The organism is Mesorhizobium sp. M0030 (assembly GCF_040323695.1).
GTDB lineage: Bacteria > Pseudomonadota > Alphaproteobacteria > Rhizobiales > Rhizobiaceae > Mesorhizobium.
Genome location: NZ_JAMYVE010000001.1, coordinates 346761 through 359719, shown reverse-complemented (window position 1 = coordinate 359719; position 12959 = coordinate 346761). Strand labels below are relative to the sequence as shown.

Here is a 12959-nt window from a genome sequence, read left to right as displayed (position 1 = left end):
GTGGCCGACATTGCCGAAGCATGTTCTTCGAGCACGGCCTGAAGGCTTGTCTTGCGATAGCGGTCGAGATTTCCCGCAAATCGGCCGAGCTTTTCGCGCGCCTCTTCGGGCGTCACGGTGTCGATGTCGAGCAGCACATCGTCGACACCGATTCGCTTGGCCACTTCCTTGGTTTTGAACTCGTAGGCGATCGGCAGCACCGGCGTGCCGACGCAAAGCGACATGATCATCATATGCATGCGCGTCGCGACGACGAAGTCGAAGCCCTTCACCAGCGCCATCAACTGGTCCGGCGTGTGGAACGAAGCGTCCACTGTCACGTGGCTGGCGATCTCAGGATCGAGCTCGGCAACGATGGCCTGTGCGGTCTTGGAATCGTCATGGGCATATTCCGGCACGCCCTGACACGTGGAGACGAAGGTCACCTCCTTGCCAAGGTCCCTGACAAGAATTGTGGCGATCTCGCGGACCGAATCCAGATAGCGGCGCATGCCGCCCTCACCGTCGCTGACGTAGTTCCAGTGGCGGACCGAAATAGCGACGCGGCCCGTCGACGCCGGCGGCTGGCTGGAAGCGAGACGCTTGCGGATCCTGTCGGTATCGGCCAAGGCGAATACGGCATCGGCCACCACGCGGCACTTGCCGAGATCCTTCACCAAGTCCCGGATATGGGTCCGCGACCGTTCGTCGCGCAACAGGATGAGCGGACTGCGGTCAAAGATCGGGCCGAGCTCCTGGCGGTTGTAACTTTTGTCGAACGGACCGAGGGATTGCGTGAAGAAGACCGGATCCTTGCCAAATACGGCATCGAGCCTGAACTGATTGAGGCGTCGTTCGAGATTGTAGTTCTCGACGAGATAGGTTCCCCCTGTGGTGACCACCATGTCCGCGTCGGCGTAGATATCGAGACCGCGCCGGTCGCGATAGCTGAAAAAATTGCCTAGCGCGCTGCTGCCAAACCAGCGCAGAGCCTGGAGAACGAGCCGATTGTAGATCGGCTTGAACCGGTCCCTCAGCCCGCTGCCATTCTTGTATCGGAACAGGGATTCCGACAGCAGCTTATGAAATTCGAGGTCGGGATAATCCGTCTTCGGATAGAGTCGTTCCGCAACCTCGGGCTGGCTGTCGAAGACGGCAAACCGCACGTCGCCTTGCACGATCGTCTTGAGAATGTGGCGGATCGCCAGCAGAATCGCCGCATCCCCGGTATTCAGGCAGACTGTGTTTTCAACGACGATCTTCATGGGATACCTCATTTCGTCAGCAGATTCCGCGGCGTGGCCTGCGGTGCCTAGGACGGGCATGGTGACCGAAAATACCCACGCCAGGACGATCCCGATGCGGCTCGCGTCACAATCCATCGCTGCATCGGGCTGGGTGACCAGCCAGAGCGGCGCTCAAGCCCGACGGAGGGTAACGCATCAATTTTGCAGTGCAACAAAAAACGTGCACTTATGCTACGGCGCACCAAAAATGTTGCGATGCAGCAAAAGCTGGGTTAGCATTCCCGTGGGTGGGCCAACAGCGGTCGAGTTTTCATGCTGCATGTCTTGTACCTTGTGCACGATGTTTCCGACCCGGCGGTGCGCCGGCGGATCATAATGCTCAAGGCAGGCGGCGCGCGGGTCACGTTGGCCGGCTTCCGTCGGACCACAAATGCTGTTCCCGACGTCGAGGGGCTGCAGCCGGTCGACCTCGGCGCGACGCGTGACGGCCGATTCGGCCAGCGTCTGGCGGCGGTCGCCAAGGCGGCGCTGTCGATAGGCTCGAAGCTTGCGGCGATGCCGAAGCCCGACCTCATCATCGCGCGCAATCTGGAAATGCTGGCGCTGGCCAGGCGCGCCAAAGCCGCCTTTCGCGGCGGCGTGCCGATCGTCTACGAATGCCTCGACATCCATCGCCTGGTGCTGCGCAATGACATGCTGGGCAAAGCACTGCGCACAGCGGAGCGTTATCTCGCCCGCGACGTGAAGCTTCTGGTGACGAGCTCACCGGCCTTCATCGCCAATTATTTCAAGCCGTTCGGGCAGGTCGCCGCACCGGTGGAACTGGTCGAAAACAAATACTTCGAAACCGCGCCGATCGCCTTGGATGACAGGTCAAAGGCCGAAAACCCTGCAGCACCCCCGTGGCGCATCGGCTGGTTCGGCGCGCTGCGCTGCCGCCGCTCGCTGGAGCTGCTGGCCGACTTCACGCGCCGTCAGGGCGGGCGCTTCGAGGTCGTCCTCCGGGGCCGTCCGGCACTCTCGGAATTCCCGGATTTCCATGCTTTTGTCGAGGCCGAACCCTATCTCTCCTTTCGTGGCCCCTACCGCAACCCGGAAGACATGGCCGCGATCTACGGCGAAGTGCATTTTTCCTGGGCGATCGATTTCTTCGAGGAAGGGCAGAATTCGGAATGGTTGCTGCCCAACCGCCTCTATGAGGGCTGCCGCTTCGGCGCCGTACCGATCTCGATGGGCACTACCGAGACGGGGCGCTTTCTCAACCAGCAGGACATTGGCATCCTGCTTTCTGCTGCCACGCCCGAAATCCTGGAAACCGCGCTCGGCCGCATGGACCAGGAGCACTTCGGCAAGGCCAAGGCGCGTGTGCTGGCCCGCAACCCACGAACCTGGAGCTACGACCGCAGCGACTGCCGCGCCTTTGTCGACAGGCTGCGCGGCCTTGCGGTTGCCCCTGGTTCGTTCGCCACCGAGGCACTGGCCTGAAGGATGACCAATGACAAAAGTGCAGTTCATGGAAAGGCGCCGATGACGCAAACCGAAGCGCTGCCGCCAAGCCTGATCGTCATTCCGTGCCTGAATGAGGCAGCCCATATCGGCGCGTTGCTCGAGCAGCTCAGGCCGGCAGCGCTAAGGCTCGGCGCCCGCATCGTCGTTGCCGATGGCGGCAGCACCGATGGTACTTTGGCCATTGTCGAAGCGGTTGCGGCCAAGGACCCTCAGGTCGTCCTCCTGCACAACCCAAAACGTATCCAGAGCGCGGCGATCAATCTCGCCGTCGCCAGCCTCGGTGACGGCGCCGAATACCTGATCCGCATCGATGCCCATGGCGGCTATCCCGCCGATTATTGCGACCGGCTGGTCGAGGAGGCGCTCGCCACTTCAGCCGATTCGGTCGTCGTCTCGATGCTGACCAGCGGCAGCGGCGCGGTGCAGAAAGCGGTCGCGGCGGCGCAGAATTCCAAGCTCGGCACCGGCGGCTCCAAGCATCGGCACTTCTCGGCCGGCGAATGGGTGGACCATGGCCATCACGCGCTGATCCGGATCTCGGCCTTCACCGCGGTCGGCGGCTATGACGAGACCTTCAGCCACAATGAGGATGCCGAACTCGACTACCGCCTGCGCCGGGCAGGCTACCGCATCTGGATGAGCGGCAAGACGCAGATGGTCTACTATCCGCGTTCGTCGCTGAAGGGCCTGTATTTCCAATATCTCGGCTATGGCCGCGGCCGCGCCAAGAATGTGCTCAAGCACCGCATGATCCCGAAAGTTCGGCAGATGATCCCGCTGCTGGTGGCGCCGGTCGTCCTTCTCGCGGTATTTTCCTTTATCCACTGGCTGGCGGCGGTGCCGCTGCTGGTCTGGGCTTCGGTCTGTCTGGGCTACGGCGCTGTGACCGCCATCAGCCAGCGCAATCCCAACAATGTGCTGGCGGGCATTTCGGCGATGGTCATGCATTTCGGCTGGTCGCTCGGGTTTTGGCTGCAACTGCTCGGCTCGCGATCGCAGCGCGGGGTGGCATGATGGTCGCCGACAGCCGCCGAATCGACATCTGCGTCTGCACGTTCCGGCGGCCGGAACTGGCCGACACGCTGCGGTCGCTCGCTGCCATGGATATGCCTGCCGGTTTCGGCATCGGCGTCATCGTCGCCGACAATGACGACGAGCCGACCGCCGAGCCGCTGGTGACCGCGCTGGCGAGCGAATTGAAGCTCGTGGCCCGCTACCGGCACGCCCCGGCGCGCAACATCTCGGTTGCCCGCAACGCCTGTCTTGATGCCAGCACGGCCGATTTTGTCGCCTTCATCGACGACGATGAAACCGCTTCCCGGCAATGGCTGGCCGAACTGATTGCTATCGCGGAGACAAGCGGCGCCGAGGCCGTGCTCGGTCCGGTGCGGGCGCTCTACCGCCCGGATGCGCCGGACTGGATGCGCAAGGGCGATTTCCATTCGACCTTGCCGGTCTGGGTGCAGGGCGAAATCCGCACCGGCTACACCTGCAATGTCCTTTTGAGGATGAGCGCCAACAGCTTGCGCGACCGTCGTTTCAGCCTGGCGCGCGGCCAGAGCGGCGGCGAGGACACCGAATTCTTCAACCGCATGGTCAAGGCAGGCGGTCGCATCGCCTTTGCGCCGGAGGCGTGGGTCGAGGAAGTCGTGCCGCGTTCGCGAGCCGCTTTCGACTGGCTACGCCGCCGCCGCTTCCGCTTCGGCCAGACGCACGGCCACCTCATCGGCCATGACGCAGGCGTGATAGAGCGTGCGAAGGCTGTCGGCCTTGCCTCGGCCAAGGCCGTCTATTGCTTCGGCATGGCGGCGTTGACCGCGATTAGCCCGGTCCGCCGCAACCGCAGCGTGCTGCGCGGCATCATGCATGTCGGCGTCGTCAGCGGCCTGGTCGGTATCAGCGAAATTCGCCAATACGGACTGTCTTCCCCGCAGCAAGGAGGCAAGCGTGCAGCCTGACGTCTCCTTTGTCATCGCAGCCTACAATGCCGCGGCCACGCTCGACCGGGCGATCGCAAGCGCCATGGCCCAGCGCGATGTCAGCGTCGAAATCATCGTCGCCGACGACCAGTCGCGCGACAACACGCTCGACGTCGCAAGAGCCTATCCAAAAAATGTCGTCAAAGTGGTTGCGCTGCCGGCAAATCGTGGCCCTGGCGGCGCCAGGAATGCCGGGCTCGAACTGGCTTCCGGCCGCTGGGTCGCGGTGCTCGATTCCGACGATGCCGTCCTGCCCGGGCGGCTTTCTGCCATGATCGCGCGGGCCGAAAGCGCGGGCGCTGTGATCGCCGTCGACAACCTCCAGGTGGTGCGCGAGGACGGCATTGCCGAAGCGACGATGTTTCCCGCCAAATATCTGGAGGGCCTGCGTGAAATCACGCTCGCCGACTACATCGCTGGCAACATCGTTTTCGAATCCACGTTCAACCTTGGCTATCTCAAGCCGATCTTCCAGCGCCGTTTCCTGATCGAAAACGGGCTTCGCTATGATGAAAGTCTGAGCATAGGCGAGGATTACATCCTGCTCGCCAACGCGCTGGCCAAGAGCGGAAAATGCGTCGTCGAGCCGACGACCGGCTATATCTACCACATCCGCACGGGCTCGATCTCGCGCGTGCTCGAGCTTCACCATATCGAGGCGATGCGCAAGGCCGACGCGGTCTTCGCCGAGACCAATTCCATGGACGCTGCTGCTGCGGCCGCCTTCGCCAAACGCGCCCGCAGCCTGCGCAAGGCGGCATCGTTCCTGTCGCTGGTCCAGCACATCAAGGCGCGTTCGCCGTTGAAAGCGATACGCACCGCGCTAAGTGATCCGGCGGCTGTCAGGCACATGTCGATGCCGATCGCCGTCCGCCTCAAAAGGGTGGCGGCGCAGTTTGCTGTCGGCGCGGAGTAAGGAGGGCGAGTACATGAAGACGTTTGTTCGTGGCCTGCAACAGGCTGAAATCGATCTGCTCAGAAGGAATTTGCGATGAAGAAAATCAGGAAGGCAGTCATCCCTGTGGCGGGGCTTGGAACACGGTTCCTGCCGGCAACCAAGTCGATTCCGAAGGAGATGCTGCCCGTGGTCGACCGGCCGGTCGTCCAATATGCGGTGGACGAGGCCTTCGAAGCCGGCATCGAGCACATCGTGTTCGTCACCGGCCGCAACAAGGCTGTCATCGAGGACTACTTCGACCTGCACCCCGAACTGATTGGAACGCTCGAACAAACCGGCAAGAAGACCCAGCTGGAGGCGCTCGAAAGCATGCTGCCCGTGGCCGGCGCCACCAGCTTCATCCGCCAGCAGTCGCCACATGGTCTCGGCCATGCGGTGTGGTGCGCACGCGAAGTCATCGGCGACGAGCCCTTCGCCCTGCTGCTCCCCGATATGGTGTCGTTCGGTCGCCGAGGTTGCCTGGCTGAAACAGTCGATCTCTATCAGCAGACCGGCGGCAATGTGATCGCCGTCGAGCGCTGTGATCCCAGCGAGACCAGCAAATACGGCATCGTCGGGCGCGGCGCCGAGACAGGCAGCGGCTTCGAGGTGACGGCCATGGTCGAAAAGCCGGCGCCGGCCAATGCGCCGTCGAACTATTACATCAACGGCCGCTACATCCTGCAGCCCGAGATCTTCTCGCTGCTGGGCAACCAGCAGCGCGGCGCCGGCAACGAAATCCAGCTTACCGATGCCATGGTGCGGCTGGCGAAAAGCCAGTCTTTCTTTGCCCAGCCTTTCAATGGCCGCATGTTCGACTGCGGCTCCAAGGAAGGCTTCATAGAGGCGACCATCGCCTTCGCGCTGGCGCGCGACGACATGAAGGGACCTGTGCTGGAAATGCTGCAGGCGTTCGTGCGGTCGCATGAGCGTCAGGAAGTGGCCGCATAATGCCCATCTTTCGAGGGCATATGCGTTTGGACGATGGCGCGGCTCATGCCTGCACGCCTGGCCGCTCAGGCCCGGCGCCGGATGGCATGAAGCTTGCGTTGCATATCTTGCCCCCGATCTCCGCAGCTTCGGACGAGGTGGGACCTGACCCGTCTCGCTCCGGCGCCTGTAACCTAGAATTGGATCGAAGATGAATTATGCCAGCTTTCCTCTCGACAAGAGGATGCCATTGCCCAACCCCGATCAGGAAAAGGGTGAAGACTTCATCGACGTCGAGCGCCTGCTTGGCATGGCGGCGCGTCAGGTCAAGGTGGTGGCGGTCTGCGCCATCATCGGCCTGTTCCTGGGGTTGCTCTATCTGCAGACCACGCCCAAGCAATACATGTCGGTCGCCAGCGTGCTGATCGACGAAGGCCTGAACAAGGTCATCGACGACATCTCGGCTGCATCCGTCACCATGCAGACCGACGCCGCCCTGCTCAGCCAGATCGAAATCATCACCTCGGCGCGGCTGGCCTCGGTGGTGGTCGACAAGCTGAAACTCGACCAGAACGCAGAGTTCATGAACCCGCCGCAATCGGCGCTGGTCAAGGGCATCGGCTTCGTGCGCGGCGTGATCGGCTATTTCCGCTCAAGTTCCGCCGAGCAGATTCCCGGCATGGAAAACGTCGATGAGGCGACACGCCAGGCCATGATGCAGACGGCGCGCCACGACTATGCCGTGCTGAAGCTGCAGAGCGAGGTGCTGGCGCAGCGCAACGGCCGCTCCTATGTGCTCGCCATCGGTTACCAGTCGACCAATCCGGCGCTCGCCACCGCCATCACCAAGGCCTATGCCGACGCCTATCTCGCCGACCAGCTCAATGCCAGCTTCGACGCCACCGAGCGCGCTGCGGTCTGGCTGCAGGGCCGGCTGACCGAGCTTCGTCAGAACTCACAGGCGGCCGCTATGGCGGTCGAGAAATTCAGGGCCGAGCATGGTCTGGCCGCCAACAGCGACGGCCAGCTGATCAGCGACAAGCAGATTGCCGATCTCACCGCGCAACTGATCGTCGCGCAGGCCGATACGGCGCGCGCCAGCGCCCGCTATCAGCAATACAAGACCATCGTCGAAAGCGGCTCGGACAATGCCTTCAACGATTCCGCCATCTCAAGCGATCAGCCGGCAAGCTCCGTCATTGCAACGCTCAAGACCCGCTATCTCGCAGTGGCCAAGCGGCTGCAGGACGTGACGGCCAATTTCGGCGCCGACCATCCGCAGGCGGTGGCGCTGGCCAAGGAAAAGGCCGACCTGTCGACCCAGATTTTCGGCGAGTTGAAGCAACTGACCGAAAGCTATCGCAATGAATATGAAGTCGCGCTTTCACGCGAGACCTCACTGAGGCAGAAGATCGCCGACGCGGCCGGCAAGAGCTCCATCGACAACCAGAGCCAGGTCAAACTGCGCGAACTCGACCAGCAGGCGCAGGCGCTGACCACGCTCTACCAGACCTTCCTTAGCCGCTACGAGGAGGCCTCGCAGCAGCAATCCTTCCCGGTCGGCAAGGTCCGCATCATCTCGGATGCCTCAACGCCGCTTTCCGCCTCAAGCCCGCGCACCTCCAGGGTGCTGGCGCTGTCGCTGGTGCTTGGCGTGCTGCTTGGCGCCGGCTTCGGTGGCCTGAATGAGTTCAACGAGCGCTTCTTCAGGACCGGCGAGGACATTCGCGATCGCGTCGGCCTCAAATTCCTCGGCTATTTGCCGATGATCGGCGGCAGGCTCGGCAAGGACGCCGACGACGGTGCGGCGGATGCCAAAGGCGCCAACACATTGTCGGCGGCCGAGAAACGGGCGCGCTTGCGGGTCAGCGTCGATGCGCCGGCATCGATGTTCTCCGAAACGCTGCGCAACGCCAAGATCGCCTTCGACGTCGTCATGGAAGGGCAAGGCAGCCGGGTCATAGGCGTGGTCTCGGTCCTGCCCGGCGAGGGCAAGTCTACGGTCGCCGCCAATCTCGCCGGATTGCTGGCCGCCAACGGCTCGAAGACGCTTTTGATCGACGCCGATCTGCGCAATCCTGGCCTCAGCCGCAACCTCGGCATGGAGGCCGAGCAGGGGCTGATGGAGGCCGTGGTCAACGGCCAGACCTGGCAGTCGGTCGGCAAGGTCGACCGCCAGACCAAGCTGGCGATCATCCCGGCCGTGCTGCGTGGGCAGTTCTCGCATACCAGCGAGCTGCTGTCGTCGGCCGGCATGCGGCGCTTCATCGACAACGCCAAGGAGACGTTCGAGTACATCATCGTCGACCTGCCGCCGCTTGGCCCCGTGGTCGACGCCAAGGCGTTTGCGCCGCTGGTCGACGGCTTCGTGCTGGTTGCCGAATGGGGCCGCACGCCGCGCGCCATGGTGCGCTCGCTGCTGGAGCAGGAACCCTACGTCGCAAGCAAGGTCGTCGGCGCCGTGCTCAACAAGGTCGATCTGAAGAAGCTGCCGAAATACGGCTCGCTCGGCGGCTCGGAAAAGTTCTTCGACCGCTATTCGACCTACTATCTGGAGAAATCGGACGTGCGGGCCAAGACCGCCGCCTGAACGGAGCGCGATCCTGAAAAGGAGCGTGATCCGGAAAAGCAGATCCGGTTTTCGGAAAAGATCACGCTCAAACGAAGAAGCACGGCAGGTCAGGAAAAGATCAGCTTGCCGAATTTACCGGCGATCCTGAGCGCTGTCAGCCGGCCGCTTTGAAAGGCGCCGGTGTCGATGCCGAGCCTTCGCCCGTCAATCCTGGGGATATCGACCGGCGTGTGCCCATGCACCACAAAGCGGTCGAGCAGATAGGCGGCGTTGAAGAACTCGTCGCGGATGTTGAGCAGATCCTGCTCATCCTGTGCGACCAGGTCGATGCCCGGCCTGATGCCGGCATGGACGAAAACGAATTTATCCGAACAGAGCAGCACCGGCAGGCTGCGCAGGAAGTCGATATGGCTGGCCGGAATGACTTCCTTCACGCGCCGGTCGACCGCGTCGCTTGAGGCATAGAGGCTGGCAAGCCGCGCCGGATCGACCCCATAGGAAAACAGAGTCTCGCGGCCGCCGACCGCCAGCCAGCGGTCCCGCGACAGATAGCCGTCGAGATAGTTCAGCATGGCCACTTCGTGGTTTCCCGCCAGGCAGACGCGCAGGAACCCTGTTGGCGGCAGCGCCAAGAGGTGGTCGAGCACGCGCGCCGATTGCGGCCCGCGATCGATATAGTCGCCGAGCATGACGATAATCTTGCGGCCGCGAAATTGCAGCGCGTCGAGCTGGATCTTCTGCTCCAGCGACAGCAATTCCTTGTAGCAGCCATGCACGTCGCCGATCGCGTAGACGACGGTGTCGTCCATATCCATTTCCAGGCGCTCGCGCGGCGCCGGCCGGGGGGGCCTGGATCGCTGGAACAACGCCACTGGGGCCGTCAGACCCCGATGCCGCGGGCTTTGAGCGCCGCGGTGATCTCGTCAAGAATGGCGGGATCGTCGATAGTCGCCGGCATCGTCCATTCTTCCTTGTCGGCGATCTTCTGCATGGTGCCGCGCAGGATCTTGCCGGAGCGCGTCTTGGGCAGGCGCTTGATCGTCACCACGGTCTTGAAGGCCGCGACCGGGCCGATCCGTTCGCGCACCAGCCCCACCACTTCGCCTTCGATGGCAGCGGTATCGCGCGACACACCGGCATTGAGCACGACGAAGCCGAGCGGGACCTGGCCCTTCATAGCGTCAGCGACGCCGATGACGGCGCATTCGGCAACATCGGGATGCGCTGAAAGCACCTCCTCCATGGCTCCGGTCGACAGCCGGTGTCCGGCGACATTGATGATGTCGTCTGTGCGCGCCATGACATAGAGGTAGCCGTCGTCGTCGATCATGCCGGCATCGGCCGTCTTGTAGAAGCCGGGAAATTCCTCGAGATAGGCTTGCCGGAAACGCTCGTCGGCATTCCACAGCGTCGGCAGGCAGCCGGCCGGCAGCGGCAGTTTCACCGCCACATTGCCAAGTGTGCCGCGCGGCACTTCATGGCCGGCATCGTCGAGCACGCGAATGTCGTAGCCCGGCATCGGCACGCCGGGCGAGCCGTATTTCACCGGCAGCAGGCCGAGGCCCGCCGGGTTGATGGTCATCGGCGAGCCGGTCTCGGTCTGCCACCAATGATCGACCACCGGCACGTTGAGTTTCTGCTCCGCCCATTTGATGGTTTCCGGGTCTGCGCGTTCGCCGGCCAGGAACAGAGTGCGGAATTTCGACAGATCGTATTTCGGCACGAATTCGCCCTTGGGGTCCTGCCCCTTGATGGCGCGGAAGGCCGTCGGCGCGGTGAACAGCGCGACCACGCCGTGTTCTGCGATCACCCGCCAATAGGTGCCGGCGTCGGGTGTGCCGATCGGCTTGCCCTCGAACAGCACGCTTGTCGCACCATGCAGCAGCGGTCCGTAAACGATGTAGGAATGGCCGACCACCCAGCCGACATCGGAGGCCGCCCAGAATACTTCGCCCGGTCTGACGCCGAACTCGTTTTCCATCGTCCATTTGAGCGCGACCATGTGGCCGCCATTGTCGCGCACGATGCCCTTCGGCTGGCCGGTCGTGCCGGAGGTGTAGATGATGTAGAGCGGGTCGGTGGCGAGCACCGGAACGCAATCGACGTTGGCGCCCGCGGCGCGCTCGCGGGCAACGGCGTCGGCAAAATCGATATCGTAATGCTCCCTCAGATCGCAGCGCAGCTGGTCGCGCTGCAGGATCAGGCAGGCGTCCGGCTTGTGGCGGGACATTTCGATCGCATTGTCGAGCAGCGGCTTGTAGGCCACGACACGTCCAGGCTCCAGGCCGCAGGACGCGGAGATGACCAGCTTCGGCTTGGCGTCGTCGATGCGGGTGGCGAGCTCGTGCGAGGCAAAGCCGCCGAACACCACCGAATGCACCGCGCCGATGCGGGCACAGGCAAGCATCGCGACCGCCGCTTCGGCCACCATCGGCATGTAGATGATGACGCGGTCGCCTTTGCGAATGCCGCGGTTCTTGAGCACCGAAGTCAGCGCTACCACTTCGCGCTTCAATTCGGCATAGGTGAATTTCTTGACCGTGCCGGTGATCGCGCTGTCGTAGATAAGTGCGATCTGGTCGGCACGGCCGCCTGCGACATGGCGATCGAGAGCGTTGAAGCAGGTGTTGCAGCTGGCGCCGTTGAACCAGCGCCCGTAAACGCCGGCCTTGGCATCGAAGACGCTGGTCCACGGCGAATACCAGTCGATCGCCTCGGCCGCATCGGCCCAGAATTGTTCTGGGTCGCGTTTCCAGCCGTCATAGACCTCGTGGTAGCGTGACGCCATTCATCCCTCCTCGGGAAAACTCTCTATCTTGCAATAGCCTATGCGGGTTTTCCCGGCCACGTCTTTCCCCAAATGCCATGTCTTTCCCGAAATTTGGCGCTTGGCCGATCTCGCCTTGGCCATAAATTGCAGGCACCATGGCCGGGTTTGAAATCGGGGCAGGGCGCGCAATGACGGTACGATACGGGGTTGGATCTGCCGTTGGAGCAGCGCTGCTGTTGACGATCGTTTCCGCCGCCCAGGCCGGCGATGCCGCCGCGCGGCGCATCATCGGCTTTTCCCCCGACGGCAAATATTTCGCCTTCGAGCAATATGGCGAGCTCGACGCTGCCGTTTCCGGCTGGTCGCAGATCGACATCATCGACACAAGCACAGACGAGTTCGTCGGCGGCAAGCCGATCCTTGTCCTCGACGAATCGGAAGAGGCGACCACGACGGTGGAGCAGGCACGGGCGCAGGCCGCAAAGCAGGCCGCGCCAATCCTGGCCAAATACGGCATCGCCGAGCGCGGCACGCGCACGGCCTCCGACAGGTTCACCTTCCCGGACGACACGGTCGAGTACAACGACATTTCCCGCCTCGAGCAGGCCGCGCAGAAATGGCTGTCGCCGTTCTATGGCGAAACACAGATTTCGACCATCCAGCTCGATGAGATTTTGGCCGACAGCAAGACGGACTGCTCGGCAAGCTTCGATGACGCCAAGCCAAGCGACCAGGCTCTTCCGAGCGACAAGACACTTCAGGGCGAAAAGAAACTTCAAGGCGCCAAGACGGGCAAGGCGCGCGGCTTCCGCCTGTCGCTGCAGGGGCAGGACGGCAAGCCGTTCAAGGTGCTGCACGAGGACAAGGCCGTGCCGGGCTCGCGCAACTGCCCGACTTCCTACAGCCTGTCGGAATCCTACGAATACACCCCGCCCGGCAGGCCGGCGGTAGTGGCGGTGCTGGTGCAGCGCTTCAGCCAGGGCTTCGAAGGACGCGACCGCCGCTTCATCGCCGTAACCGGCCATGCACGCTAAGC

General features: G+C 63.0%; 9 protein-coding genes and 1 pseudogene. 7 read left to right on the top strand and 3 right to left on the bottom strand.

Features of this window, described 5'->3' with window-relative positions:
- Window positions 1–194 precede the first annotated feature (194 nt).
- Window positions 195–1244, bottom strand: a pseudogene (locus NKJ80_RS01680) (polysaccharide pyruvyl transferase family protein); the annotation flags it as partial.
- A 294-nt stretch (window positions 1245–1538) separates the two neighbouring features.
- On the opposite strand from NKJ80_RS01680, the gene NKJ80_RS01675 reads away from it, so the two are divergent.
- The 6 genes from NKJ80_RS01675 (at window position 1539) to NKJ80_RS01650 (ending at window position 9171) form a co-directional block, all read left to right on the top strand.
- Window positions 1539–2711: a glycosyltransferase gene (locus tag NKJ80_RS01675; RefSeq protein ID WP_023689991.1), complete on the top strand. Its 1173-nt coding sequence runs from the start codon at window positions 1539–1541 to the stop codon at window positions 2709–2711.
- 42 nt (window positions 2712–2753) lie between these two features.
- Window positions 2754–3749 carry a glycosyltransferase family 2 protein gene (locus NKJ80_RS01670; RefSeq protein ID WP_023711254.1) on the top strand — a complete coding sequence of 332 codons (996 nt, stop codon included), beginning with the start codon at window positions 2754–2756 and terminating at the stop codon, window positions 3747–3749.
- Window positions 3746–4693 carry a glycosyltransferase family 2 protein gene (locus NKJ80_RS01665; RefSeq protein WP_352496923.1) on the top strand — a complete coding sequence of 316 codons (948 nt, stop codon included), beginning with the start codon at window positions 3746–3748 and terminating at the stop codon, window positions 4691–4693. The genes NKJ80_RS01670 and NKJ80_RS01665 overlap by 4 nt, the downstream gene beginning before the upstream one ends.
- Window positions 4683–5630 (top strand): glycosyltransferase family 2 protein, encoded by a 948-nt coding sequence (locus NKJ80_RS01660; RefSeq protein WP_023689993.1) that lies wholly within the window; start codon window positions 4683–4685, stop codon window positions 5628–5630. The genes NKJ80_RS01665 and NKJ80_RS01660 overlap by 11 nt, the downstream gene beginning before the upstream one ends.
- A 75-nt stretch (window positions 5631–5705) precedes the next feature.
- Window positions 5706–6602, top strand: coding sequence for a UTP--glucose-1-phosphate uridylyltransferase GalU (gene galU / locus NKJ80_RS01655; RefSeq protein ID WP_023668795.1), 897 nt, complete (start codon window positions 5706–5708; stop codon window positions 6600–6602).
- Between the two features lie 190 nt (window positions 6603–6792).
- A complete protein-coding gene (locus NKJ80_RS01650; RefSeq protein WP_023816349.1) occupies window positions 6793–9171 on the top strand; it encodes a polysaccharide biosynthesis tyrosine autokinase in 2379 nt (792 codons plus the stop codon).
- Between the two features lie 89 nt (window positions 9172–9260).
- Here the strand turns inward: NKJ80_RS01650 and NKJ80_RS01645 are convergent, their stop codons facing one another.
- Both NKJ80_RS01645 and NKJ80_RS01640 read right to left on the bottom strand, forming a co-directional pair.
- The gene (locus tag NKJ80_RS01645; protein ID WP_352496922.1) at window positions 9261–9962 is read right to left on the bottom strand and encodes a metallophosphoesterase family protein; all 702 of its coding nucleotides are present in this window, start codon (window positions 9960–9962) and stop codon (window positions 9261–9263) included.
- A 71-nt stretch (window positions 9963–10033) separates the two neighbouring features.
- Entirely contained in the window at window positions 10034–11941 is a 1908-nt protein-coding gene (locus NKJ80_RS01640; protein ID WP_352496921.1) for a propionyl-CoA synthetase, read from the bottom strand.
- Window positions 11942–12159: 218 nt separating this feature from the next.
- Between NKJ80_RS01640 and NKJ80_RS01635 the strand changes: the two genes are divergently transcribed.
- Window positions 12160–12957 (top strand): DUF2259 domain-containing protein, encoded by a 798-nt coding sequence (locus NKJ80_RS01635; RefSeq protein ID WP_023689998.1) that lies wholly within the window; start codon window positions 12160–12162, stop codon window positions 12955–12957.
- Window positions 12958–12959 lie beyond the last annotated feature (2 nt).